Source organism: Mycobacterium sp. Panama NTM2 (assembly GCF_054355555.1).
The window spans coordinates 2,912,648-2,934,843 of record NZ_CM135953.1 but is presented as its reverse complement, the minus strand read 5'-3'; the positions used below and the strand labels follow the sequence as shown (position 1 = coordinate 2,934,843).

General features: G+C 69.8%; 26 protein-coding genes. 10 read left to right on the top strand and 16 right to left on the bottom strand.

Going from position 1 to position 22,196, the window contains the following annotated elements; all coding sequences use genetic code 11:
* The first annotated feature begins 82 nt into the window (after nucleotides 1-82).
* The gene (locus tag ACXYX3_RS13940) at nucleotides 83-1,267 is read left to right on the top strand and encodes a lycopene cyclase family protein (protein ID WP_458607914.1); all 1,185 of its coding nucleotides are present in this window, start codon (nucleotides 83-85) and stop codon (nucleotides 1,265-1,267) included.
* A 6-nt stretch (nucleotides 1,268-1,273) separates the two neighbouring features.
* On the opposite strand, the gene ACXYX3_RS13935 is transcribed toward ACXYX3_RS13940, so the two are convergent.
* Both ACXYX3_RS13935 and ACXYX3_RS13930 read right to left on the bottom strand, forming a co-directional pair.
* Complete coding sequence (locus tag ACXYX3_RS13935; RefSeq protein WP_458607913.1) at nucleotides 1,274-2,689, bottom strand: HNH endonuclease signature motif containing protein; 1,416 nt, start codon at nucleotides 2,687-2,689, stop codon at nucleotides 1,274-1,276.
* 27 nt (nucleotides 2,690-2,716) lie between these two features.
* On the bottom strand, nucleotides 2,717-3,535 hold the full coding sequence (locus ACXYX3_RS13930) for a YihY/virulence factor BrkB family protein (protein ID WP_458607912.1): 819 nt from the start codon (nucleotides 3,533-3,535) through the stop codon (nucleotides 2,717-2,719).
* Between the two features lie 3 nt (nucleotides 3,536-3,538).
* On the opposite strand from ACXYX3_RS13930, the gene ACXYX3_RS13925 reads away from it, so the two are divergent.
* Entirely contained in the window at nucleotides 3,539-4,270 is a 732-nt protein-coding gene (locus ACXYX3_RS13925) for a CDP-alcohol phosphatidyltransferase family protein (RefSeq protein ID WP_241206394.1), read from the top strand.
* On the opposite strand, the gene ACXYX3_RS13920 is transcribed toward ACXYX3_RS13925, so the two are convergent.
* Both ACXYX3_RS13920 and ACXYX3_RS13915 read right to left on the bottom strand, forming a co-directional pair.
* On the bottom strand, nucleotides 4,221-5,717 hold the full coding sequence (locus ACXYX3_RS13920) for a phytoene desaturase family protein (protein WP_458607911.1): 1,497 nt from the start codon (nucleotides 5,715-5,717) through the stop codon (nucleotides 4,221-4,223). The two genes, ACXYX3_RS13925 and ACXYX3_RS13920, sit on opposite strands and share 50 nt — an antisense overlap.
* Nucleotides 5,714-6,847, bottom strand: coding sequence for a glycosyltransferase family 2 protein (locus tag ACXYX3_RS13915; RefSeq protein ID WP_458607910.1), 1,134 nt, complete (start codon nucleotides 6,845-6,847; stop codon nucleotides 5,714-5,716). The genes ACXYX3_RS13920 and ACXYX3_RS13915 overlap by 4 nt, the downstream gene beginning before the upstream one ends.
* A gap of 88 nt (nucleotides 6,848-6,935) precedes the next feature.
* On the opposite strand from ACXYX3_RS13915, the gene ACXYX3_RS13910 reads away from it, so the two are divergent.
* Together ACXYX3_RS13910 and ACXYX3_RS13905 are read left to right on the top strand one after the other, a co-directional pair.
* A complete protein-coding gene (locus ACXYX3_RS13910; protein ID WP_458607909.1) occupies nucleotides 6,936-7,760 on the top strand; it encodes a carotenoid biosynthesis protein in 825 nt (274 codons plus the stop codon).
* Nucleotides 7,753-9,312, top strand: a complete 1,560-nt coding sequence (locus tag ACXYX3_RS13905; protein ID WP_458607908.1) for an FAD-dependent oxidoreductase — start codon at nucleotides 7,753-7,755, stop codon at nucleotides 9,310-9,312. The genes ACXYX3_RS13910 and ACXYX3_RS13905 overlap by 8 nt, the downstream gene beginning before the upstream one ends.
* Nucleotides 9,313-9,319: 7 nt before the next feature.
* Here the strand turns inward: ACXYX3_RS13905 and ACXYX3_RS13900 are convergent, their stop codons facing one another.
* Nucleotides 9,320-9,571: a hypothetical protein gene (locus tag ACXYX3_RS13900; RefSeq protein ID WP_241206398.1), complete on the bottom strand. Its 252-nt coding sequence runs from the start codon at nucleotides 9,569-9,571 to the stop codon at nucleotides 9,320-9,322.
* A 188-nt stretch (nucleotides 9,572-9,759) separates the two neighbouring features.
* Here ACXYX3_RS13900 and ACXYX3_RS13895 point away from each other — a divergent pair, with 188 nt between their 5' ends.
* Entirely contained in the window at nucleotides 9,760-10,719 is a 960-nt protein-coding gene (locus ACXYX3_RS13895) for an esterase family protein (protein WP_458607907.1), read from the top strand.
* A 46-nt stretch (nucleotides 10,720-10,765) separates the two neighbouring features.
* Here the strand turns inward: ACXYX3_RS13895 and ACXYX3_RS13890 are convergent, their stop codons facing one another.
* Both ACXYX3_RS13890 and ACXYX3_RS13885 read right to left on the bottom strand, forming a co-directional pair.
* Complete coding sequence (locus ACXYX3_RS13890) at nucleotides 10,766-11,059, bottom strand: hypothetical protein (protein ID WP_241206400.1); 294 nt, start codon at nucleotides 11,057-11,059, stop codon at nucleotides 10,766-10,768.
* Between the two features lie 60 nt (nucleotides 11,060-11,119).
* Complete coding sequence (locus ACXYX3_RS13885; RefSeq protein WP_458607906.1) at nucleotides 11,120-11,386, bottom strand: hypothetical protein; 267 nt, start codon at nucleotides 11,384-11,386, stop codon at nucleotides 11,120-11,122.
* A 130-nt stretch (nucleotides 11,387-11,516) separates the two neighbouring features.
* Between ACXYX3_RS13885 and ACXYX3_RS13880 the strand changes: the two genes are divergently transcribed.
* Nucleotides 11,517-11,861 carry a DUF3253 domain-containing protein gene (locus tag ACXYX3_RS13880; RefSeq protein ID WP_458607905.1) on the top strand — a complete coding sequence of 115 codons (345 nt, stop codon included), beginning with the start codon at nucleotides 11,517-11,519 and terminating at the stop codon, nucleotides 11,859-11,861.
* Nucleotides 11,862-11,865: 4 nt separating this feature from the next.
* Nucleotides 11,866-12,411 (top strand): class I SAM-dependent methyltransferase, encoded by a 546-nt coding sequence (locus ACXYX3_RS13875; RefSeq protein WP_458607904.1) that lies wholly within the window; start codon nucleotides 11,866-11,868, stop codon nucleotides 12,409-12,411.
* 1 nt (nucleotide 12,412) lies between these two features.
* On the opposite strand, the gene ACXYX3_RS13870 is transcribed toward ACXYX3_RS13875, so the two are convergent.
* Genes ACXYX3_RS13870 through ACXYX3_RS13860 form a run of 3 tightly spaced genes read right to left on the bottom strand, consistent with a single transcriptional unit; the run spans nucleotide 12,413 to nucleotide 14,104 of the window.
* Entirely contained in the window at nucleotides 12,413-12,802 is a 390-nt protein-coding gene (locus ACXYX3_RS13870) for a DUF4267 domain-containing protein (protein ID WP_458607903.1), read from the bottom strand.
* Complete coding sequence (locus tag ACXYX3_RS13865) at nucleotides 12,799-13,167, bottom strand: SpoIIAA family protein (RefSeq protein ID WP_458607902.1); 369 nt, start codon at nucleotides 13,165-13,167, stop codon at nucleotides 12,799-12,801. The genes ACXYX3_RS13870 and ACXYX3_RS13865 overlap by 4 nt, the downstream gene beginning before the upstream one ends.
* 55 nt (nucleotides 13,168-13,222) lie before the next feature.
* The gene (locus tag ACXYX3_RS13860) at nucleotides 13,223-14,104 is read right to left on the bottom strand and encodes a TIGR03854 family LLM class F420-dependent oxidoreductase (protein ID WP_458612086.1); all 882 of its coding nucleotides are present in this window, start codon (nucleotides 14,102-14,104) and stop codon (nucleotides 13,223-13,225) included.
* 66 nt (nucleotides 14,105-14,170) lie between these two features.
* Between ACXYX3_RS13860 and ACXYX3_RS13855 the strand changes: the two genes are divergently transcribed.
* Nucleotides 14,171-14,923 (top strand): alpha/beta hydrolase family protein, encoded by a 753-nt coding sequence (locus ACXYX3_RS13855; RefSeq protein WP_241206406.1) that lies wholly within the window; start codon nucleotides 14,171-14,173, stop codon nucleotides 14,921-14,923.
* A gap of 51 nt (nucleotides 14,924-14,974) precedes the next feature.
* Here the strand turns inward: ACXYX3_RS13855 and ACXYX3_RS13850 are convergent, their stop codons facing one another.
* Nucleotides 14,975-16,354, bottom strand: a complete 1,380-nt coding sequence (locus ACXYX3_RS13850) for a hypothetical protein (RefSeq protein WP_458607901.1) — start codon at nucleotides 16,352-16,354, stop codon at nucleotides 14,975-14,977.
* Between the two features lie 244 nt (nucleotides 16,355-16,598).
* Here ACXYX3_RS13850 and ACXYX3_RS13845 point away from each other — a divergent pair, with 244 nt between their 5' ends.
* Nucleotides 16,599-17,030: an MOSC domain-containing protein gene (locus tag ACXYX3_RS13845; RefSeq protein WP_458607900.1), complete on the top strand. Its 432-nt coding sequence runs from the start codon at nucleotides 16,599-16,601 to the stop codon at nucleotides 17,028-17,030.
* 8 nt (nucleotides 17,031-17,038) lie between these two features.
* Here ACXYX3_RS13845 and ACXYX3_RS13840 read toward each other — a convergent pair whose 3' ends face one another.
* Nucleotides 17,039-17,530: a hypothetical protein gene (locus ACXYX3_RS13840; RefSeq protein ID WP_458607899.1), complete on the bottom strand. Its 492-nt coding sequence runs from the start codon at nucleotides 17,528-17,530 to the stop codon at nucleotides 17,039-17,041.
* Nucleotides 17,531-17,697: 167 nt separating this feature from the next.
* Here ACXYX3_RS13840 and ACXYX3_RS13835 point away from each other — a divergent pair, with 167 nt between their 5' ends.
* Entirely contained in the window at nucleotides 17,698-18,228 is a 531-nt protein-coding gene (locus tag ACXYX3_RS13835; protein WP_458612085.1) for a YdcF family protein, read from the top strand.
* Here ACXYX3_RS13835 and ACXYX3_RS13830 read toward each other — a convergent pair.
* The 4 genes from ACXYX3_RS13830 to ACXYX3_RS13815 form a co-directional block, all read right to left on the bottom strand.
* A complete protein-coding gene (locus ACXYX3_RS13830; RefSeq protein WP_458607898.1) occupies nucleotides 18,221-20,053 on the bottom strand; it encodes a fatty acyl-AMP ligase in 1,833 nt (610 codons plus the stop codon). The two genes, ACXYX3_RS13835 and ACXYX3_RS13830, sit on opposite strands and share 8 nt — an antisense overlap.
* A gap of 55 nt (nucleotides 20,054-20,108) precedes the next feature.
* Nucleotides 20,109-20,741, bottom strand: coding sequence for an NlpC/P60 family peptidoglycan-binding protein RipD (ripD, locus tag ACXYX3_RS13825; RefSeq protein WP_458607897.1), 633 nt, complete (start codon nucleotides 20,739-20,741; stop codon nucleotides 20,109-20,111).
* A gap of 195 nt (nucleotides 20,742-20,936) precedes the next feature.
* Nucleotides 20,937-21,434 (bottom strand): thiol peroxidase, encoded by a 498-nt coding sequence (gene tpx, locus ACXYX3_RS13820; protein ID WP_241206412.1) that lies wholly within the window; start codon nucleotides 21,432-21,434, stop codon nucleotides 20,937-20,939.
* Between the two features lie 42 nt (nucleotides 21,435-21,476).
* Nucleotides 21,477-22,166, bottom strand: coding sequence for a DUF899 domain-containing protein (locus ACXYX3_RS13815; RefSeq protein ID WP_458607896.1), 690 nt, complete (start codon nucleotides 22,164-22,166; stop codon nucleotides 21,477-21,479).
* Nucleotides 22,167-22,196: the final 30 nt, after the last annotated feature.

The window sequence follows — 22,196 nt, the reverse complement described above, 5'->3', positions numbered from 1 at the left end:
CCGTCCAAGGGTTCCGGGATTTCTCCGACGTGTCAGCGGTTGCGGCTGACAGCATGGTGGCCGGACCGGCACGATAGGACCAATGGACGTGTGCGTGGTCGGGGCCGGCCCGGCAGGAGCGGCGTTGGCCGGGGCATGTCAGCGCCTGGGACTGGCCACTGCACTGGTCGACGTGGCCCCCGATCGGCCGTGGACCGCGACCTACGGGATGTGGACCCCGGAGCTGCCGCCCGAGTTGCCGGCCGCCGTCGTCGCCGCCCGAGCGGCCGGCAGGGTGGTTGCGCTGACCGACCGGCTTCTGGGCTGGGAGTACGCGGTGCTCGATGTGCCCGGCCTTCAGGCCCACCTGTCCGACGGGCTGACCGGAGTGCGCGTGCATTCCGGTCGCGTCGTCGGGTCTCCGCAACCGGGCGTCGTGGCACTGGCCGACGGAACCGAGATCCGGGCCTCGGTCATCGTCGACGCCGGCGGGCAGGCGCGGCCACTGAACAGGCGGCGCAATGGCCGAGAGCGTGCCGCCCAGACCGCTTACGGGGTGTTCCTCGACGAGGAGACGGCCGCACCGCTGATCGCCCCGGGTGAAGCACTGTTCATGGACTGGCGCCAGGAGCACGGCGAAGACGGCTGGCCCACGTTCCTCTACGTCATCCCGCTGGGTGCGGGCCGTGTGCTGGTCGAGGAGACATCGTTGGCGCGCCGGCCCGGCCTGCCGCTGCCCACGCTGCACCGCCGGCTCTGCGCCCGGCTCGCCCGTTACGGCATCACGCCACCCGCCGACGCTCCGGTGGAGCGGGTGGCATTCACCGTGGACCATCCCCGACACCGCGCCTCCGGCGTCCTGGGGTTCGGTGCCGCCGCACCGTTGATCCACCCGGCGACCGGTTTCAGCCTGGCCACGTCGTTGCGCCTCGCCCCACAGGTGGCCGCGGCGGTGGCGACCCACCTGCCGCGCGGACCCGAGCGCGCGATCACCGCGGCCCACGACGCGGTGTGGCCGCGTAGCGCCCGGGTGGTGCACCACCTGCGCCGCGTCGGGTTGGAAGCCCTGTTGCGCATGCCGCCAGCCGACGTGCCCGCGTTTTTCGAGCAGTTCTTCGAGCTCCCCGAACGGCACCGATGGACCTACCTGACCGCGCGCGACGACGTCGCCGGCAACGTCGCCGCGCTGACCCACCTGTTCCGGGCGTCCAATCGACGACTGCGCGGCCATCTCGTCAGGCCCGCATTGCTTCCGCCGCTGCCGAGCAACGAGCGCGTCCTCAACTAGAGACACTCACGCGACCTGGTTGTCTGGTGGTGCGGGTCCGCCGGGTCCGTCTCCGTCGGGTGGTCGGAGGAGGCGTTCGGGGGTGTGGTGGGTGTTGATGCGGGTCTGTCCGGTGTCGAGCTCTGGGGGTGGGGTCCATTCGACGTGGTGGCGGGTGTTCATCGTGGTGGTCCAACCGCCCTCGCCGACGGAGCGGTTGTCGGGTGGGCAGGCCAGGCCGAGATCGTCGATGTTGGTGAGCCCGCCGGTGGCCCAATCTTGGGTGACGTGGTGGACCTGGCAGCCGTATGCGCCGACGGGGCAGCCGGGTTTGGTGCAGCCTCCGTCGCGGGCGATCAGCATGATCCGCTGCGCTGCCGAGGCCACTCTGCGGCTGCGGAACAGGTCCAGCGCGGAGCCGGTGGCGCGGTCGAACACCGCCAAATAGTGGCTCGCGTGCGCGCCCATCCGGATCACGTCGCGGATCGGGAGCCGAGTCCCACCAGCGCTCACGCCGATCCCGGCCCGCGATTCCAGGTCCTGCAGCGTGGTGCGCACGATCACCGTCACCGGTAACCCGTTGAGCTGACCCAGCTCGCCGCTCATCAGGGCGATCCGTCCGACCGCGACCAGCGCGTCGTGCTGGCGTTGGGCCAGGCTGCGGTGATCACCATCGATCTGCGCCTGGGTCGGCGTCCCCGACGTGCACGGCTCGGGGTCGTCGGGATTGCACATGCCCGGGGCCGCGTATTTGGCGAAGATCGCCTCCCACACCGCCGCCGCCTCCGGCGTCAGATCGGCCCGCCACGACGTCATCCCATCCCGGCCCTGCCGAGGTTTCGTCAGCGAGCGTTTCCGGGTGCGTTCGGCATCGTCGGGTTCGGGCCCGTCCTGATCGAGCAGAAACAGCTCCAACTCTGCGGCGTCGCGCGTTTCTTTCGGGCCGGCGCCGGTGGCGATGCGCACCACATCGGCTTCGAACTGCTCGCGGGTCGTCGTATCGACGAAGCCGGGCAGCTTGCCGACCGTTTTCCGGATGATCTCCACATGCTCCGGCGTGATCCGCCCCAGCTCCTGCGCGGCCGCGGTCGCCGGCAACGCCGGCTGCAACGGTGCCCCGGTGATCGACTGCCGGGGAGCCAGCAGCGCCGCCTCGGTCAGTCGCCGGTGCGCTTCGGAGCCGCTGATCCGATAGCGGATCGCCAGCACGTCGCGCCAGTTCTTGGCGCCCATCTTCTGCGGGGTGGTCTCGACCTGCAGCCGCGCCAGGGCGCGATGCCCGGCGGCGGGCAGCCGGCAGGACGCGGATTGCAGCTCATCGAGCAGCTCCACTACGTCCGCGGCGGTGGACAGGTCCAGATCGGCGGCGAGCACGGCATCGACGGCAGCCCGTAGCCCCGCCACCGCCTCCGCCACACCCACCGACATACTTCGAACATACATTCGACCACCGACAGGTTCGGCCCACCGTCAGCTGTCTCGGGTGGAGCCCCGGTCCATCTGGTCGAGCACCACGGTGGCCCGGAACCCGCACAGCACCAGGATGTGCAAGATGTAGAGCCACAGCGCCAGCGCCGTCACCGCGCCCACGATGGGTAACCCGCCGAACGGCGCCGACCACGGGATCGGGATGGCGAGGAACAACAGGAAGCCCTGCAGGAAACCCGACAGAATCGACCCGGTGCTGAACGCGCCGATGGCCAGTGCGCGCCAGCCGATGCGGCCGGGCCCGATGAGCCCGAAGACCCCGAGCAGCGCCGTCGACACCGTCACCCACACGATGTGGAACGCCACGACCACTCCCCACGCCAGCGACCACCCGCCCGCTGTGTACAGAGGAGCGACGTAGGACGCGGAGAGCAACACGGCCAGCACCAGGAATGGGGCCACCGCCGCCACACCCAGCAGACCGGCCCGGCCGCGCCACCCCGTCAGCGAGTCCGGCTCCGCCGACATCTGGACGAATGCCCGGCGCAGACCCTCCCCGTACAAACTCGCCGGGAACAGCACGACCAGCGCCTGCACCCACGACATCCCCAGCGCCACCCGGGTCAGGGTGTGCAGCGCCTCCGGAGTGCCGTGGCCGCTGGGCAACCCGTCGATCGCCGCGGTCATGGCCGCGGTGACCGTGTCATGGCCCGCCAGCGCCCCGACGGCCCACAACGCCGCGAGTGCCAGTGGCACCAACCCGATGACCCCGAAATAGGTGGCCCCGGCCGCCCACAACGCGAGATCGCTTCCCGGGAACGTCGTCCGGACACCGGAAGCGAACTGCCCCAATCGACTCACGGCATGTCCTTCACTCGTCGCGAGCCGCGCTGGCAGGCTGAGACCATGGTCCCTGACATACCCGCCGGATCGGGCGGCGACGATGCGGGGTGGTCGCACCTGCACGGCGGCGTGAAGCCGTCCCCGGTGGTGCGTGGCTGGTTGCGCATCATGCGGGCGCTCTCCGCCGGACCTGTCTCACGGATTCCGCCCGACGTCCTATCGCTGGCCGGCGTGCTCGCCCTTGCCGCGGCCTGGGGTGCCGTCGTCGGTCCGGGTTGGCCGGCGCTGGTCGTCCCCCTGGTGTTGCTCGCCGGGGTGCTGGACGGGCTCGACGGCGCGGTGGCCCTGGGCACCGGGCGGGCCCGCCCGCTGGGGGCGCTGGTCGACTCCGTCGCAGACCGCATCGGCGACCTGCTGCTGGGTGCGGTGCTGTATGCACTGGGCGCTTCGCTGGGTTGGGTGCTCGCTGCGGTGACGTCGGTGCTGCTGCTCGAATACGTGCGGGCGCGCGCGCAGGCGGTCGGGATGCCCGGCGTCGGGGCGGTCACCGTGGCCGAGCGTCCGACGCGCCTCATCGTGGTCGCGCTGGCGGCGGGTGCGGTGGCGGTGCTCCCCGGCGGGGCGCCAGGCCTGGGGTGGCAGTGGGCCGATCTGTTCACCATCGTGTGGACCGCAGTCGGCGTGGTCGGAATGCTGCAGCTGCTCAACGGAATCCGCCGGTCGATGCCCGCGTCGTTCCCGCCGGACCGATGAGACCCGCGACGATCTCGGCCGACATCAGCACCAGCGGGATGCCGCCGCCCGGGTGAGCCGACCCCCCGACCAGGAACAAACCAGGGATCGGGCTGCGGTTGGCGGGTCGACGCAGCGCGGCCCGCGGACCGTGTGATGCGGTGCCGTAGATCGCGCCGCCGGGAGCGCCCGTGCGGCGTTCGAGCTCGGCCGGCGTGATGACCTCGGTGAACTGCAACCGCGACCGGACATCGACACCGCGCTCGGCCAGGACGTCCAGGATGTGCGCGGAATAGGTGTCCGCGAGTCCGGCGGCGTCCCAGTCCATGCCGCCCGCCGGATCGTGCGCCGGCGCATTGACCAGAACGAACCAGCCCTCGGTGGCGTCGTTCGGGCGCAACGTCGGGTCGTCAGGGGCGTGCAGATAGACCGTCGGATCCGCGACCGGGCGCGGGCGACGGCCGAAGATCGCGTCGAACTCGGCGTCGTAGTCGCTGGGAAAAAGGATGCGGTGTGCTGCGCCCGGCTCCCGGCCGGACAAACCGAGCATCATCACGAAACCGGCCATCGAGCGGGGCGTCCGGCGCAACCGTCGGGCGAGCCGGGCCCGCGCGGGCGCGAGTCGGCCGTACAGCTCGCTCGCGTCGGCGTCGCTGACCACCACATCGGCGGGCACCGTGGTACCGGCGCAGCGCACTCCGTACACACGCCCACCCCCGGTGACCACCTCGTCCACCCGAGAGTCGGTCCGGATCTCGACGCCGAGCTCGGCGCAGCGCCGGGCCACCGTGTCGACGATCCGCCGCAGACCGCCGGCGACGTACCAGGCGCCGAACTCCTGCTCCACGAACGAGGTGACCGCCAGCACCGACGGGGTGCGCCGGGGATCGGAGCCGGAGTAGGTCGCATAGCGGTTCAGCCACATCCGCAGCCGAGGGTCGGCGAACGTGGCGCGACCCAGGCCGTCGATGGTGCGCCAGGGCGCGACCGCCCTCAGATCGGCCGGGCGCGCGCTCATCCGCGCCAGGGCCGGTAGTGAAATCGGTTGTCGGAGAACAGGTTCGCCCACCAGATCCCACAGCCGTCGAGCTCGTTCGTGCAGACGCCGCCAGGACTGCCCCGCTTCCCGGCCCAACACGTCGTCGATCGCGGCTCCCACCGCATTCCGGTCGTGAGGCAGCGTCAGCTCGGTGCCGTCAGCGAATCGGTAGGCGCACGCCGGGTCGACGCGCTCGATGCGCAGGTCCGACGGACCACCGGTGGCGGCGAACAGCTCGGTGAGCAGATCCGGCATCGTCAGCAGAGACGGCCCGGTGTCGAAGGTGAAACCGTCGCGGTGAACGACCCCCAGCTTGCCGCCGACCGTCGGCGCGGCCTCGCACACCGTCACCTGATGGCCGAGTGCGGCCAGCCGCGCAGCAGCGGCCAATCCGCCCAAGCCGGCACCGATCACCACGACGCGGCTCACAGGGCCCGGCCCTTCCACTGCAGGGTCCCGCGCCGACGACCCACCCACGACGAGGCCAGCAATCCCAGCAACGCCAGCACGGAGACCGGGTGGCCGGCGGCGTCGAACAGGTCCCCCGCGCCGCCGCGGCCGGACCATCGGCGTGCCGGCAGCCGGCCGACGACGGCGGCGGCGTAACCCAGCGCTCCGACCCGGGAGCCGGCGAGCGCCGCGGCAGGCGGCACGACGTACACCAGGCACAAGACGGCTCCCACGGCCGCTGCGCCGGCGGCGGATCCGAACGCCGCCCACAGCGACTTGCGGTAGCCCGCGCTGAGTTCGCGGCCCGTGGCGTACATCCGGCAGGTGGCGACGCCGGAACCGTCGGCGACGCCGGTGCGGCCCCCGCTGATCCGCACCGCCCGCGCCAGCCCGATGTCGTCGAGCACGGCGTCGGCCACCGCAGCCCAACCGCCCGCGCGGGCCAGCGCGTCGGCGCGTATCGCGAGGAACTGCCCGTTGGCCACGGCCAGAGACGGTCGTCGCGACCTCTCGGCGATCCGAAGCGGCACCGTCGTCAGCCACGACCACGCCAGCAGCGGCTGCACCAGGCGCCCCAGCGCCCCCGCGGTCACCTGCCGCGGCCACACGCTCACCAGGTGGGGGGCATCCGCTTTCTCGAGCATCATCGCCGCACCCGCGACGGCGGTCGGCGCGAGCACCACATCGGCGTCGACGAAGACCAGGATCTCACCGCGCGCCGCCGCCGCCAGCTGCGCGCACGCATGCGGCTTGCCCAGCCACCCGGGCGGCGGCGGCGATCCCGTCAGGACCTCGAGCCGGGGATCATCACCGGCGGCGCACCGCACGACGTCGGCGGTACCGTCGGTGGATCCGTCGTCGAGCACCAGGATTTCGGCGTCCGGCAGCGCCTTCTGCGCGAGCACCGAACGAATCGTCGGCGCGATCCGATGCGCCTCGTCGCGGGCCGGGATCAGCACCGACACCGCCGCCACCGCGGGATTCGGGTGCTCCTCCGGCCGACGCAGCACGCGCAGATTGACCAGCTCGAGCATCGTGCCGAGGACGGCGAGCGCCGATCCGACCGCCGTCGCGGCGCGTAGGATTTCGGCAAGGCGCGCATCGGGCACCTGCAAACTCTACGCAGTTCGGCGGTGGCGCCGCGCCGGCGGCAGGCGCCGCACGGCCAGAAAGACTCTCGAGGCGGAGGTTCGGCGGGTGGCGGTTGCGGTGCCCAGCGCCCACACTGCGCCCCTGCGCTGGCGGCCCGCGGTCTGGGCCCTGGTCGTCTCGGCAGTCGTCGTGCAGATCGTCTACCCGTTGATGCCCGAGGTGTGGCGCACCCCGGTGACGGTGTGCAGCGTCGCGATCTTCTTCCTCGCCTCGCTGGCCGACGTCGGGCGGGTGCACGGGGTGCGCGGGGCGCTGATCCTGGCAGCCGTCGCCGGCGGCGGCGGTCTGCTCGCCGAGGCGGTCGGCGTCGCGACGGGGATTCCGTTCGGGCGCTACGCCTACACCGGCACGCTGGGGCCCGAGGTGCTCGGCGTTCCGGTGATCGTGCCGATGGCCTGGGTGATGATGGCCTGGCCGGCGCTGGTGGTCGGACGCAGCCTCGCCCGGCGCGGGCCGGCCGTCGTCGCCGTGGCCGCGTACGCGTTGACGGCCTGGGACGTGTTCCTCGATCCACAGATGGTCGCAGCCGGGCACTGGCGGTGGTTCGACGCCACCCACACCCTGCCTCTGATCCCCGGGATCCCGCTGACGAACTACGGCGGCTGGCTGCTCGTGTCGACCGCGATGATGGTGGCGCTGCACCTGCTGCTGCCCTCGCGCGGCACGTTGTCGTTCTCGAAACCCGCAGCGGCGCTGTATCTGTGGGTCTACTTCTCCTCGGTGCTGGCCCACGCCGTGTTCTTCGGCCTGCCCGGCTCGGCGATCACCGGCGGGGTGCTGATGGGGGTGGTCGCGCTGCCGTTCGCCGCCCGCGTGTTCGCCCAAGCCCGCGCGGACCGATCAACGACAAGGAGTCGCCCCGATGAGTGATGTCATGACCAGTCGTGCCGCGCCGCTGCGCATGCGGCCGCGGCGCCTGGTGGTGCCGGATCCGTTGCTGCCCCAGCAGGTACCCGCGGGCAACGAGGCCGTCGTCGTCGGCGGCGGCATCGCCGGTGTCTCGGCTGCGGTGGTGCTCGCCGAACGCGGTGTCGCCGTGACGCTGCTCGAGGCGGCCGGCCACCTGGGCGGCAGGCTGGGAGCATGGCCGGAGCGTCTGCCCGACGGTGCCGAGCAGATCATCGAGCACGGCTTCCACGCCTTCTTCCGGCACTACTACACCTGGCGGGCGATCCTGCGACGGGCCGATCCGACGCTCTCGTTTCTCGCGCCGGTGAAGAGCTACCCGGTGATCTCCGCCGAGTGGCCCGCCGAAGACCTCTCCGGACTGCCCGCCGCTCCCCCGTTGAATCTGCTGGCACTGGCGTTGCGGTCCAAGAGCCTGACGCGCCGCGAACTCCTGCGCGCCGACGCCGACACCGGGCGGGCGCTGCTGGCCTACGACCGGGCAACCACCTACGCCGAGTTCGACGATGTGGACGCCGCGACGTTCCTCGACGGCTTCGGGATGACCGCACGCAGCCGAAGCATGCTGTTCGAGGCCTTCGCCCGGTCGTTCTTCTGCAACCAGGGGCAACTCTCGGCCGCCGAACTGATCGCGATGTTCCACTACTACTTCCTCGGCAACCCCGAGGGAATCGGCTTCGACGTCCCTTCCACCGACTATGCAACCGCGATCTGGGACCCCCTGCAGAGCCATCTGCAGCGCCATGGCGCCGAGGTCCAGATGAACACCGGGTGCGTGTCGGTCGAGCCGAACGGCCACGGTTGGCGGGTCACGACGACGGCGGGGACCATCGACACCCGGCACGTGATCATGGCACTCGACCCCGGGGCGCTCACCGACGTCGTGAGCCGCTCACCGAGCACCGCGCAGGTCGCCCCCCTGTTGGCGCAGGCGTGCGAAAAGCTCACGGTGGCACCGCCTTTCGCAGTCAGCCGGATCTGGTACGACCGTGACGTCGCCGCGGATCGGGCACCGTTCTGCGCGGTGAGCGGCCAACCGACACTGGACTCGATCGCCGTGTACTCACGCCTCGAAGACCCGAGCATCGAGTGGGCGCGCGCCACGGGTGGGTCGATCGTGGAACTGCACTCCTACTCATGCCGTCTTCCCGACGCCGCGAGCGCTGCGACCGCACTGCGCAAGGAACTGGCGATCCTGTGGCCCGAGACCGCGGCGGCGCGGATCCTGCACACCCACGACCGGCTCGAAGCCACCGCGCCCGCTTTTCCGCCCGGTTCGGCCGGCACCCGGCCCACGGTGCGCACCGACGCGCGTGGGCTGCGCGTCGCCGGCGACTACGTCGACACCCCCTACCTGTCCGGGCTCATGGAACGCTCGGCCATGTCGGGCGTGCTGGCTGCCAACGACGTGCTCGCCGAACTCGGTGCGGCGGCCGAACCGATCCTCGGCGTGCCCCAGCGGGGCCTGCTCGCCGGCGTGCCACAGATCGGTGCGAGGGCACGCGCGTCGAGCTGACCGTCGATCAGCCCCCGAGTTCTGTGACCGCCGTGTCCAACGCGGCCGCCTGAGCCGCGAGCTCGCTGTCATCCAGTCGGGTTGTCCCACCGGTGCGTTCGAGGAGGTCCGCCCGGGAGATCACCTCGAGCGCGCCACGGTGGGCGTCGTCGCCGACCTCCGTGCCCGATACCACCTCGGCGTGGCCCCCGATCAGCACCAGTACCGCATCGGAGTCAGCCGCCAAGAGCTCGCGCACGTGTTCGCTCGTCACCGTCATGGCGCCCGGATGCCCGGACGAAGTGTGACGAAACCTTCACACCGGTAACGGCGATACGTCACGTGACGAACTAGTCCACGCGGGTGCGGTGAGAAGCAACAGCATCGCCTCGGCTTGCATGCCGCCCGCTGACAGTTCCCAAGACGCGCGCCGCGAGGCGCGCGGTGGAGAGGACGGCACACACGATCATGAAGTTTTTCCTCGCATTCAGACGTCGGCTGATCGCCGGCGCACTGGTGGCGCTGCTGCTGCCGGGTCTCGTCGCGGTCGTCGGCGGATCCGCCACCGCCGCCGCGTACTCGCGGCCCGGACTGCCCGTCGAGACGCTGATGGTTCCTTCTGCGGCGATGGGCCGCGACATTCCGGTCAAGTTCCAGGGCGGCGGCCCGAAGGCGGTCTACCTGCTGGACGGCCTGCGCGCCCGTGACGACAACAGTGGTTGGGACATCGAAACCGCGGCATTCGAGAACTACTTCGAATCCGGTCTCTCGGTGGTGATGCCGGTCGGCGGCATGTCCAGCTTCTACACGAACTGGCAGCGTCCGGCCGTCGGCAACGGCACCACGTACAACTACCAGTGGGAGACCTTCCTGACCTCCGAGCTGCCCGCCTATCTGGCGGCCAACAAGGGGATCTCACCCAGCGGTAACGCCGTTGTCGGCCTGTCGATGTCGGGCAGCGCGGCGCTGATCCTCGCCGCCTACCATCCCGGCCAATTCAGTTACGCCGCATCGCTGTCGGGGTTCCTGAACCTGTCGCAGGGCATCTGGCCGACCCTGGTCGGCTTCGCGATGCGTGACGCGGGTGGGTTCGACGCCACCGCGATGTGGGGTCCCGGGGGCGGTCCCGCGTGGCAGCGCAACGACCCGACCCTGCAGGCCGGACGACTCGTGGCCAACGGCACGCGGCTGTGGATCTACACCGGCAACGGCCGCCCGGGTGACCTCGGCGGCGGCGGTGACATCCCCGGTCAGGTGTTGGAGAGCATCACCGGAGACAGCAACCGCGCGTTCCAGAAGGCCTACCTCGGTGACGGAGGACGCAACGCGACCTTCAACTTCCCGCCGAACGGGACGCATGGCTGGGGGTACTGGGGCGCACAGCTGAACGCGATGAAGCCCGACATTCAGCGCACACTGGGCGCCTGAGACGGCCGAACCGGCTGCAGCACCGGTGTGCTGCGGCCGGTTCGGTCTAGTCGTCGGTGACCTGACCGGGGCGGGCCACGGGCCGCTCCCAGCGCGCGCGGCGCTCATCGTCGGACTGTTCCCACCACGGTGGTGAACCACGTTCGCCCAGCGCCACTTTGGCGTCCTGCACGCCCGCTCTGGCGGTCGCCTCCTGCGGAGTTCCCCGGGTGCGCCGCACCTCGCGTCGCCACGCCATCAGGATGTGTGTCAGTTCCTCGCGGCGCTGTTCGGGGATCGCGGGATCCGTGGCTCGCCACCGTCTGCCCTTGATGACGATGTAGTGCCCGTCTTCGGTCATGACATGCGACCGCCGCGGGCCCGATGGGTCCGCGGCGGTCGATTCACGTGTTTTAGGTGATCAGTAGGTCGGAACGAAGACGCCGTTCAGCCAGACGCCCCAGTGCTGCCAGCCTTCGTCCCACACCTGCGGGTTCCCGGCGGCCCACGACGGATCGACCGGCTTGGGCGGGGCCCACGCCGGGGGGGTGCCGACGTTCGGGCCGGCGGGCGGAGCGGGCGGAGGCGTGTAGCCGGGCTGCGCGACGGCGGCGCCGGCGACACCCAGAGCGCCTGCGGTGAGGCCACCGAACACGGCGGCGCTGGCAAGAACCTGAGTCAACTTCATCGGTGAAACTCCCCTTTCGGGCCTGACCGGCCCACGATCGTTGAGTACGGCTAGAGAACTAACCGATCCGCTGTCCGGATAAACGCCTGGTGTGGCCCATTTCACAGCTGCCGGCTGCTTCACTGGTTCCATGTCCGACCAGCTGCGCAGGGAACTGGAGACGATCGCGGGCGGGCCGGGGCCGCACGCCGATGCTGCCCGGGTGGCGCTGGACGAGGGTCCGCTCGAGCGCCGACTCGACGCGGCGATCCGCGCACTGGCCGGACACCGCGGTTCGCGCAGCAGCACCTGCCCGTCGGATGCGGCCCGCGCGGTCGGCGGCGCGGACTGGCGGGCCGCGATGGACACCGCCCGGGAGATCTCCCGCGACCTCGCGCGTCGCGGCATGGTGCACATCACCCAGCGCGGTGAGATCCTCGACCCAGACGGCCGATGGCGAGGCCCGATCCGTATTCGGGCCGCGGACCTACCATGACGGCGTGTCCGACGACGATCGTCTCCGCTGGGAGGAGCGCTACCGATCGCTACCCCCCGTGCGCGCTGACGACGTCGGGCTGCCGGCACCGTTCCGCCGGCATGTCGAAGCGGTGCCCCGCTGCGGTACCGCGCTCGACCTCGCGTGTGGGCGTGGTACCGCCGCCGTGTGGCTGGCGAAGCGGGGAATGGCGGTCCACGCCTACGACGTATCCCCGACCGCGGTGGACGCGGCGCGAGCACTGGCCCGCTCGAACGGGGTTGCCACGCGTTGTCACATCGCCGTGGCTGATCTCGACGACGGACTCCCCCACGGTGACGAGGTCGATGTGTTGCTGTGCAGTATGTTTCGCGCGCCCGCGCTGTACGGGGCGATGATCGACCGCGTGGTGCGCGGCGGGCTGCTGGCCGTCAGCGTGCTCAGCGAGGTCGGTGCGTCACCTGGCCGCTATCGCGCACCGGCCGGGGAACTCACCCGGGCGTTCGGTGCGCTGGAGATCGTCACCGCCGGTGAGGACGGAGGCCGAGCCTGGCTGCTGGCCCGGCGCTGAGTCACCCGCGGGAACGGCGGGGCCGCAGCGCTCCCCACACCCCGACGCCGATACCGGCCACCGCGCCGCCGAGGCCGATCAGCCACTGCGAGCGACTGAGGTGATCGTGCACACTCAGTCCGCCGAGCAGATCGGCTGCGTCGGCGCCTCCCGAGGCGAGGAACCAGCCGCGAGTGTCGCGCCCCGATGCCGCCGCGGAGATCAGCAGCGCGCCTATCAACGCATCGCGGTAGCCCATCGAGCGCAACAGCAGCAGCGCGGTGTGCGGCGGATCTGCCGGATCACCCCAGAAACGGTTCGCCCGTAGCGGGTCCACGAGAAACCAGACGCCCGAGGTGAGGCGTATGCCACCTGCGACCAGGGCGGCGCGGTCGATTGCCGGCCGCGTCACGCGGCGGCCCAGCTGACTGCCGCGTCCAGATCCGCGACCGAGAACAGCGCGACCTCACCGGGCACCAGCCAGGCGAAGGCGTGCAGCGCGTGAACCACCCAGTCCTTGTCGGTGACCACGGCGACGCGGCGGAACGCGCTGTGGTGGTGCATCAGCACGTCGAGCCCCAACCGCAGGTCCTCGGCCAGACCGCCCGGTCCGAACCCCTCGTAGTCGTCGGCGACGACCTCGACGAGCCGGATCTCCCCCGTCGTCATCATCTGTTCGATCACCGGCGCGAATTCTCGCAGGTCTGCGCCGTCGAGACGGCCGGACACCCGGAACCCCGCCACGCCCGGTGGCAGGTCCGTCAGCATCTCGATCATGCTCGGAAGTCTGGCACGTGCGGCGTTCGAGCGAGTACCGTTCGCCGGTTGCAGCTCAATTCTGCCGCGGCAGAATCTCTTTGACGAAAGTGTTCAAGAACTCCCCCATGTCCGTCGAGCCCAGCGGTCGGATGACGAACTTCGTCAGGCCCGCGGCGATGTACCCGTCGAGCATCGCATGCAGCGCAGGCCAGTCGGAAGCGACCAGCTCCGCAGGATCGAGGTCGGGCCGGCGAGCGTGGACTGCTGCCCGCACCGGCGCAGGTAGATCGCCGGTACCGACCGCCACGTTGATGCCGAAGTGGTCGTCGGGGACGTGTCGTCCGGCCTGCTCGGCGGCCGCGCGGATTTCCGCCAGCGCGGTGCGCGTCTCGTCCGGGGTGAGGAAGCTGCCCAACCACCCGTCGGCGAGGGTCCCTACCCGCCGATACCCCGCCGGCGAGGAGCCGCCGAGCCACACATCAAGCGGCGCAGCAGTTTTCGGTGTGATCGAGGCGTCGCGAACCGAGAAGAACTCACCGGCGAACGTGACCGCGTCGTCACGTAGCACGCGGCGCAGCAGTGTCAGTGACTCGTCGAACACCGCGGCGCGCTTGCCCTCGGGCACGACGAACAGGTCGCGCTCGACCGGTAGCGCCGGGCGCAGGCCGAACACGGGCAGCACCCTCTTGGGCGCGAGCGCGGCCATCGACAGCAGCTGCTTGGCGACCAGCACCGGATGACGGCCGGGCAGCACGGCAACCGACGTCCCCACCTTGAGATGGCGGGTACGCGCCAGCGCGAACGCCATTCCGACGGTGGGATCGATGGCCGGCGAATACACGAGTTCGGAGAACCACAGGGAATCGACTCCCTCGGCCTCGAGGCGGTCGACGACATCCGCCAGCGCCTCCGGTCCCACGTCCGTGCCCAGGCTCACTCCGAACCGAACCTTCATCATCAGATCTCCTCCGGTCGTCCCTCACCAGGATGCGCCACCGGTGAGAACTGAGAGGATGTCGGCGTGGCAGAGCGCGTGAAGTTCCCGAGCAGCAGTGGTCCGGCACTGGCCGGCCTGATCGACGTACCCGACGGCGAAGTCCGCGGCTGGGGGGTCTTCGCACACGGTTTCACCCTCGGGAAGGATTCGCCGGCGGCCAGCCGCATGTGCAAACAGTTGGCCAGCGAGGGTATCGGCATGCTGCGCTTCGACAACCTGGGCCTCGGCCACTCGGAGGGCGACTGGGGCGACGGATCGTTCTCCCACAAGGTCGCCGACACCGTGCGCGCGGTCGAGTTCATGAACGACTCCGACCGCGAGGTGCGGCTGCTGGTGGGCCATTCCTTCGGTGGCGCCGCGGCGATCGCGGCCGCCCACGAGTGCCCGACGGTGACGGCGGTGGCCAGTGTCGGCGCGCCGTTTCAGCCCGCGCATGTGGAGCACATCTATGACGCGTTGGTCGAACGCATCGAATCCGACGGGGAGGCACCGCTTCTCATCGGCGGTAAGGCGCTGACGCTGCGACGGCATTTCATCGAAGACGTCCGTGCCGCCGACCTGCGCGAGCGCATCAAGACGCTGCGGCGCGCGCTGCTGGTGATGCATTCGCCCACTGACAACACGGTCGGCATCGCCAACGCCAGCGACATCTTCCGTGCCGCACGGCATCCCCGCAGTTTCGTGTCCCTGGAGGGGGCCGACCATCTGCTGACCGAAAAGAACCAGGCGGCCCGCGCGGCCCGGATCATCAGCGCCTGGGCCGACCCCTACCTGTGAGCGTCGGCGCGGATGGGCGGCGCGTGACCGGGCCGCCCATCCGCGTCACGTTCAGTCCTGCGAACCGCCCTCACCCGAACCGCTGCTCTTGCTGGTGCTCTTGCTGCTGCTCGAGTCGGTGGTCTTCGACTTCTTCGAGAAGCTGTCGCTCACCTTCGAGACGCTGGCGTTGATCGAGTCGCGCACCTGCTTGATCGCCGTGCTCGTCGCGGTGGGCTTACGGTGCTTCGGTCCCGACGTGGTGCTCGGGCTGTCGGCGCCATCCGAGGTGGCCTCGTCGGTCGCGGGGGTTTTCGCCTCGGCCGGGGCGTCTGCTTTCTCGTCGGCCTTCTCGTCGGTCGTGGTCTCGGCCTTCGTGTCGGCTTTCTCGTCGGTCGTGGTCTCGGGCGTCGCGGTCTTCTGGTCGGCCGCCAGCGTCGTGGTGGCCGACGACGTGCCGGGGTCGGTGAACACCGGACCCGGAATCGGCTTGTTCTCCGGGTTGGGCACGAACGGCGCGCACACGGTGCACTGCGTCCCCAGGACGAACGGATTGAAGTCGGTGTTGATGCCGTTCGCCAGGCTCGTCAGGCTCTCTGCGACGAATTGTGGTGTCAGGGGCTTGATCTCGGAGAAGTCGGGCGTCTTGGTCAGGCTGTTGTAGAAGCTGGTGAACGGTGCGGTCGCATCGAGCTTCACGGTCTCGCCCGACCAGGGCACCTCGGGCCCGTTCTCGTCCTTGACGTAGCACTGGCCGTCGGCGCTGCACGTGATGCCGGCCCGGGTTTCGGGATAGGTGTAGCCATCGGGCGAAAACAGTGCGGCCACGTGACGAAAATCAAACATTTTGCTGAGAATGGCCTCGGGATGATCGCACGCGCCCGGACCCGTTCCCGTGCATCCGACGTCCATGGGTAGCTGCGAGGCGGCGATCGCCGCGACCATGTTTCCCAGGGGGACCGACAGCGCCGGGAAGGGCACGAGCACATTGGTCAGCGCTTGATACCGCGACGGATCCGCCGGGTCCGTGCCCAGGATGTTGGTCTGGCTGTACACCCACCAGTTGCCGGTGTAGCGCAGGTTGCGGCCGAGGCCCACGACGCTGCCCTCCGGCTGGGTCAGCGTCACGCCTTCGTAGGTGGGCTGAAAACTGAAGTCACCGTTGGGGTCGGAACCGAGTGCGACATCGCCCTCGCCCAGCGCGTTGAAGAAGTTGTACGGCGCATTGGCAAGTGCGATAAACAGATTCGCGGGGATGTTGAGGATGTTCGTGCTGTCGGTGGTGGTTGCGAACGGTGCCGCCGACGGAACGCCGGTCGGGGTCGAGCACAGCGCACTCGCGCTGCCCTCCGCACAGCTCTGCGTGGCGGCGACCAGCCCCACGTCATAACTCTTGATCTGCAGGTCGAGGTTCGGGGTGACCGGTGTCGCGGAGATGACTCCCGCCCCCATGAGGGCTACGCCGGCAGTGACATAAGAACGTGCGGTAGTGCGCATGACGCGACCCCTCCATGTTGCTGTGTGTGGCCCCGACCGCGAGAAACGTATCCAGAATGTGATGAATTGTCCACCGAAACGCGAGGAATTGTTGTCACGAGTAGATTTGCTGACGGGCGCGTCAGTTAATTGCGGTCCTATTTGTGAGCAAATCATGACGTGATGTGACTGCGGCGCGCGGTCAGTAGGCTCGCCAGTCGTGCACATCGTCGAGATCCACGTGGCGCCCGGCCGGCGCATCCCTACGCGATCCGTGGAATCGGTGACCGCTGAGGAGGGCAAGGGACTCGTCGGCGACCGGTATCACGGGACCCGCCACCGGCACGTGACGCTCCAGTCCCGCGCAGCGCTCGACGCCGCCGCCGCTGCGCTCGGCCGGCCCGTCGATTCCGGGGCCACCCGGCGCAACGTCACCGTCGACAGCGGCGACATCCCCACCAAGCCCGGCACCCGGATCCGCATCGGTGACGTCGACCTCGAGGTGGTGCGGCTCAGCGCTCCGTGCCGGCTGCTCGACGACTGGATCGGCCCCGGTGCCGCGGCTGCCATGTCACGGCGCGGCGGATCGGTGTGTCGACTCCTGAGTTCGGGAACTCTGCGTGTCGGCGACGAGGTGACCGTGCTGTCCTGAGCGGACCGTCAGCTGCCGTCGCCGCCGACCTCGGCGGGCAACGGCGGTGGCAGAGGTGTGCTCGAGGTCTTCGGCGTCTGCGCCGCGGTGCTGCCCGGCCGGTGGAAGTCGAGTATCTCCTCGTCCCGGATGACCTTCTCGCCGGAGCTGATGACCAGCGCGTCGGAGGTCACCATGTACTCGATTCCGTCCCGGACGGCTTTGAACGCGCCATCAGCGGACTGCGACGCGGAGGTGATCAGCCTGGCCCCGTCGCGCACCCTGACTCCCCGGTACTCGAGGTCCCCGTCGGTGGTCTTGCAGATGGCCACGCGTGAGCCCGAGGTGCTGCCGAACACCACGGCAGTCGCGGGCGCTTCACACCGTGCGGTGGAGTCGATGTACCCCTGGCTGTCCGACGGAGGCGCCGAGGCGGCCGTCGGGGCCGCGACGAGCAGGGCCACGACGGAAGCGCTGACGGCCACGGCCACACGGGCCGGGGTGCTTGGCAAGAAAGGCATCATCGTCCACGAGACCACGCCGACGCAGATCGCGCCAACGACGACTGCGGTGTCGGCCGCATCGTTGGACCATCGAGACCGGAACGTAATACGCGGCGGCTGTGCGGCGATGAACAGTCGTGACCCTTTCCGGCGCCGCGGCGCGGCTGGCATTCGCGCTCTCGGCGATGCTCGCGGTGCTCGTGGGCGTGGTGCCCACCGCGCAAGCAGCTCCCCCCGTTGCGGCAAAGGACTTCTCGAAGCCGGCGATCGTCATACTGGGATACGGGCTCAAGGACAACGGCACGATGCGGCCCATCCTCTACACCCGTGTGCTCACCGGCCTCGCCGTGGCGCAGATGTTCCCGCAGTCGCCGGTGATCGTGACGGGCGGCAACCCCCGGAACGGGCGGACCGAGGCGGGCGAGATGCGCAAGACGTTGCGGGTGCTCGGGCTGCCGGACGACAGGATCATCGTCGAGGATCGAGCCAACAGCACCGTGCAGAACGCGCAGTTCTCGGTTCCGTTGGCCCGCGACGCCGGCACGTCGGGGATCATCCTGGTGACCTCGTCGTCACACCAGGACCGCGCCGACGGCAATTTCGTCGATGCGGGCGGCAATGTGCTTGCCACAGTGAGCTTTCCGGACAGCAATCCCAAGACCAACGCCACTCAGTTCGTCAGGGACGTCCTGAGTCCCTTCGTCGCGGTCACCTGATCGGGCTTTGGTCGAAGGCGCCGGTGCGGTAGGCATCGCGACACGCTCGCCGGGCCAGCTTGCCGCTGGTGGTACGCGGGATCGTGCCGGCCGGGACGATCCGGACGTCACTCACCGTCACGTGATGACGGTGACGGACGGCGTCGATGACTGCTCTCGCGGCGACCGCGGGATCGCTGCGGCCGCCGCCGGATGCGCGCTCGGCGACGATGATCAGGCGATCGCCGTCGGAGAACGCCGCCACGTATCCGCGGCGCACCATCGGTGAGGCGTCGGCGGCGGTGGTCTCCAGATCCAGCGGCGAGTACCGCTTCTGGCCGAGTGCCACGACATCGGCGATCCGTCCGATGATGTAGAGCTCACCGTCGAGATAGAACCCGAGATCGCCGGTGCGCAGCCAGGGCCGGCCGAGGTCGGCGCCCGCGGCGTGACTGCCGTCGGCCGAGGTCGACACCAGGTGCGCGCCGAATGTGCGGCGGGTCTCCTCGGCGCGGTCCCAGTAACCGCGCCCGACGTTGTCACCCTGCAGCCACGGCTCGCCCACGCATCCGTCGCCGACCTCGCCTCCGGTGTCCGGATCCACGATCACGCACCACTGACTGCGAGCGACCTGTCCACAGGACACGTGGGCCACTGCCCGCTCGTGGTCGGGCGGGACCGGGACCGCGGCGCCGCGAGCCAGTTCCTCGCGATCGACATGGAGGACACGGGCGGCAGCGCTGGGTGACGTCGTCGCGACGAGCAGTGTCGCCTCGGCGATTCCGTAGGAGGGCTTGAACGCGGTCCGAGGCAGACCGAACGGAGAGAACGCCGTCGTGAAGGCGTCGATGGCGGCGAGGCTGACCGGTTCGGAGCCGATGATCAGCACGACGTTGGCCAGGTCGACGGCTGACCCCGCGGCCGGCACCCCCCGCGCGGCGGTCCACTCGTAGGCGAAGTTGGGGGCGGCGGTGACCACACGGCCCACCACGGACCCGGCCGACAGCGCCTCCACCCAGCGAACGGGCCTGCGCAGGAACGCCGTCGGCGACAGCAGTGTCGAATGACCGCCGTAGACGGCGGGGAATCCGATCATCGACAGACCCATGTCGTGGTAGAGCGGCAACCAGCTCACGCCATGGGTGTTGCGGTCAAGTAGATCGATCGACAGGATCATCTGGACCAGGTTGGTGCCGACCGCCCGGTGGGTGATCTCGACACCGACCGGCGCGCGAGTGGCTCCGCCGGTGTACTGGAGGTGCGAGACGTCGTCGACACCGACGCTCGTCGCGGCGAACTCGGTTGCCGTGCTGTCCAACACGTCGTCGATCGTGAGGATGGTGGGCCGAGTCAGACCCGTCATCTGGTCGAGGAACGCCACCACGGAATCTCGTGCGGCGCGGGTCGTCAGGACGGCGGCTGGTCGTGAATCGCGCAAGGCGACGTCGAGGCGCTCGGCGTGACCGGGCAATTCGGGCGCGAACAGCGGAACAGCGACCGCGCCGGCCTTGATCGCACCGAAGAATCCGGTGATGTAGTCGAGTCCCTGCGGTGCCAGCACGGCGACCCGCTCTCCCACGGAGGCCACGCGCTGCACCGCAGCCGCGACCGCGGCCATCCGCACACCCAGCCGGCTCCAGGTGATCTCGTGGGTCACCATCGTGGCGCCGGAGTGGTCGAGGAACCGGTAGGCGACCTCGTGACCGACGTGGGCGATGTTGCGGTCGATCAGCGAGATGAACGTGATGCCGTCGGGAAGGTCGATGCTGCCGTCGGCGGCGAGGCAATCCTCGATCTGCAGCAGCCCGGCCTCGATCGGGACGGACCGTCCGGTTCGAAGGCTCATGCCCGCATCCTAGGCGGCCTGGATGCGGGCACGAATCCCTCTGTGGCGCAATCGGTCAGGCGATGATGCGGACCAGGTAGGGAGCCATGTCCTTGGTCCGCACCTCCGAGACCGCGACGCCGGAGTCCGTGGTCTCGACCATTTTCCCGTTGCCGATGAAGAGTGCGACGCTCTGGGTGCCGTCGGGTCCGTAGAACAGGAGGTCGCCCGGCAGCGCCAGCGACGGCATCACTTTCTGGCCCACCTTGTACATCTCGCCGGAGGAGCGCGGCAACTTCACGCCGACCCCGGCGTAGGAGTACACCATCAATCCCGAAGCGTCGAAGCCCACCACCTCCACCCGCGGAGCGGGCGCCGGTGTGGGGGCCGCGGCGGGCAGGTTCAAGCCAGGCGTGGTGAGGTCGAGGGCGGAGGCGTCCAGCGCGGCCTGATCGGGCGCTGCGGGGTCGGCAGGTGCGGCGACGGTGCCCTTGCTGGGCCCGGACGCGCCGCCGCCGCCGTAGGCGAAGGGCACCCCGCGCTGGGAAAGCGCGCGGGCGATGACGACTTCCACGGCTTTCTGGTTCGTGGCCGAGCGCGTCGGCTGAGCCGATGCCAGGCCAGGCGTCGCGACCGCCAGCGCCAGACTCAGAGCTGGGCCGAGAATGACGCCGAGAACCAGGACGACAAACCCACGAACCGCTCGCATGGCACTTCCACCGCTTTCTGAGCTGTCAGCACCGGCGGGCACTGATCTCATCGTTAACAACAGTCACTATGACCATTTCTACACCACCTCACGGGGCGCACTTGCGTCGTCGCAGGACTGCGAATCAATCAGATGCCCGACCGGAACCGAACGGTGACCTATGCCGGCGCCGGGACGCCTAGGGTGTGTCGCGCGTCACGCGCCCAGGGCTGCCAGCGCGGCGTCGTAATCCGGCTCCTGACCGATCTCGGGGACCAGTTCGGTGTAGGAGACGGTGCCGTCGGCGCCGACCACCACGACCGCGCGTGCCAGCAGACCGGCCATCGGCCCGTCGGCGATCGTGATGCCGTAGTCGTTGCCGAAGCTGTCCCGGAACGCCGAAGCCGGGGTCACGTTCTCGATGTCCTCGGCGCCGCAGAACCGCTTCTGGGCGAACGGAAGATCGTTCGACACGCAGAGCACCGCACCGCCGGCCGCGGCCGCGCGCTCGTTGAACGTGCGCACGCTCGCCGCGCACACCGGGGTGTCGACCGAGGGAAAGATGTTCAGCAGCAGCGGCTTACCGCGGAACTGATCGTCACCGACAGTGCCGAGATCCGTTCCGACGAGCGTGAACCCGGGTGCCGGCGATCCGACAGCGGGAAGTTCTCCAACGGTGTTGATCGGGTTTCCGCGCAAAGTTATCTGTGCCATGCGCACAGTGTGCCAAGCGGCGCCGATTTCGTCGCGCCCGGGTCAGGCCCCCGGATCGCCGTAGGCGCGGGCGATGTCGGGCGAATCGAGCCACCCCGAATACGTCGGCCGCTGCGGCCAGCCGGTCGGCGAATCCTGCCAGACCTCCTGGCGACCCCACGGCAGGATGTCGAGCAATGCGAACGAGTGACTCAGCTGCTCGGTGCCCCGGCCGTTGGTGTGCCAGGTGCGGTACACGCGGTCGCCGTCGCGCAGGAACACGTTGACCGCGAACCCAGTACCCGGCGCTGCGTCGACGTCGGCGGCGAACGGACTCTGCGACGACGAGTACCACTCCATCGTGTTGCCCACCCGTTTCTTGTAGGCCAGTGCCTCGGAGATCGGGCCGGCCGTGACGATGACGAACCGGGCGTCATAGCGGTCGAGGAACTCCAGCCGGGTGAACTGGGAGGTGAACCCGGTGCACCCGCCGCACTGCCACGTCTCGCCGTCACTCCACATGTGGTTGTAGACGATGAGTTGCGAGCGCCCCTCGAAGACGTCGGCGAGCCGCACCGGGCCGTCGGCTCCGATCAACGTGTAGTCACCCATCTCGACCATCGGGAGGCGCCGCCGTTGCGCGGCGATCGCGTCGAGTTCGCGGGTGGCTGCCTTCTCTCGGGCGCGCAACTCGTCGAGCTGTGCGCGCCACGTGGCGCCGTCGACGACGGGGGGAAGCGCGGACTGGCTCATCTGACCATCCTGTCTGGTGCGGGGCTACGG

What these genes read in the sequence shown, in the direction of transcription:
- ACXYX3_RS13940 (WP_458607914.1), top strand. Translation starts at nt 83, where the DNA reads ATGGACGTGTGCGTGGTCGGGGCCGGCCCGGCAGGAGCGGCGTTGGCC.
- ACXYX3_RS13935 (WP_458607913.1), bottom strand. Translation starts at nt 2,689, where the DNA reads ATGTATGTTCGAAGTATGTCGGTGGGTGTGGCGGAGGCGGTGGCGGGG.
- ACXYX3_RS13925 (WP_241206394.1), top strand. Translation starts at nt 3,539, where the DNA reads ATGTCCTTCACTCGTCGCGAGCCGCGCTGGCAGGCTGAGACCATGGTC.
- ACXYX3_RS13905 (WP_458607908.1), top strand. Translation starts at nt 7,753, where the DNA reads ATGAGTGATGTCATGACCAGTCGTGCCGCGCCGCTGCGCATGCGGCCG.
- ACXYX3_RS13900 (WP_241206398.1), bottom strand. Translation starts at nt 9,571, where the DNA reads ATGACGGTGACGAGCGAACACGTGCGCGAGCTCTTGGCGGCTGACTCC.
- ACXYX3_RS13895 (WP_458607907.1), top strand. Translation starts at nt 9,760, where the DNA reads ATGAAGTTTTTCCTCGCATTCAGACGTCGGCTGATCGCCGGCGCACTG.
- ACXYX3_RS13890 (WP_241206400.1), bottom strand. Translation starts at nt 11,059, where the DNA reads ATGACCGAAGACGGGCACTACATCGTCATCAAGGGCAGACGGTGGCGA.
- ACXYX3_RS13885 (WP_458607906.1), bottom strand. Translation starts at nt 11,386, where the DNA reads ATGAAGTTGACTCAGGTTCTTGCCAGCGCCGCCGTGTTCGGTGGCCTC.
- ACXYX3_RS13880 (WP_458607905.1), top strand. Translation starts at nt 11,517, where the DNA reads ATGTCCGACCAGCTGCGCAGGGAACTGGAGACGATCGCGGGCGGGCCG.
- ACXYX3_RS13865 (WP_458607902.1), bottom strand. Translation starts at nt 13,167, where the DNA reads ATGATCGAGATGCTGACGGACCTGCCACCGGGCGTGGCGGGGTTCCGG.
- ACXYX3_RS13860 (WP_458612086.1), bottom strand. Translation starts at nt 14,104, where the DNA reads ATGAAGGTTCGGTTCGGAGTGAGCCTGGGCACGGACGTGGGACCGGAG.
- ACXYX3_RS13850 (WP_458607901.1), bottom strand. Translation starts at nt 16,354, where the DNA reads ATGGGGGCGGGAGTCATCTCCGCGACACCGGTCACCCCGAACCTCGAC.
- ACXYX3_RS13840 (WP_458607899.1), bottom strand. Translation starts at nt 17,530, where the DNA reads ATGCCTTTCTTGCCAAGCACCCCGGCCCGTGTGGCCGTGGCCGTCAGC.
- ACXYX3_RS13835 (WP_458612085.1), top strand. Translation starts at nt 17,698, where the DNA reads ATGCTCGCGGTGCTCGTGGGCGTGGTGCCCACCGCGCAAGCAGCTCCC.
- ACXYX3_RS13830 (WP_458607898.1), bottom strand. Translation starts at nt 20,053, where the DNA reads ATGAGCCTTCGAACCGGACGGTCCGTCCCGATCGAGGCCGGGCTGCTG.
- ripD (WP_458607897.1), bottom strand. Translation starts at nt 20,741, where the DNA reads ATGCGAGCGGTTCGTGGGTTTGTCGTCCTGGTTCTCGGCGTCATTCTC.
- tpx (WP_241206412.1), bottom strand. Translation starts at nt 21,434, where the DNA reads ATGGCACAGATAACTTTGCGCGGAAACCCGATCAACACCGTTGGAGAA.
- ACXYX3_RS13815 (WP_458607896.1), bottom strand. Translation starts at nt 22,166, where the DNA reads ATGAGCCAGTCCGCGCTTCCCCCCGTCGTCGACGGCGCCACGTGGCGC.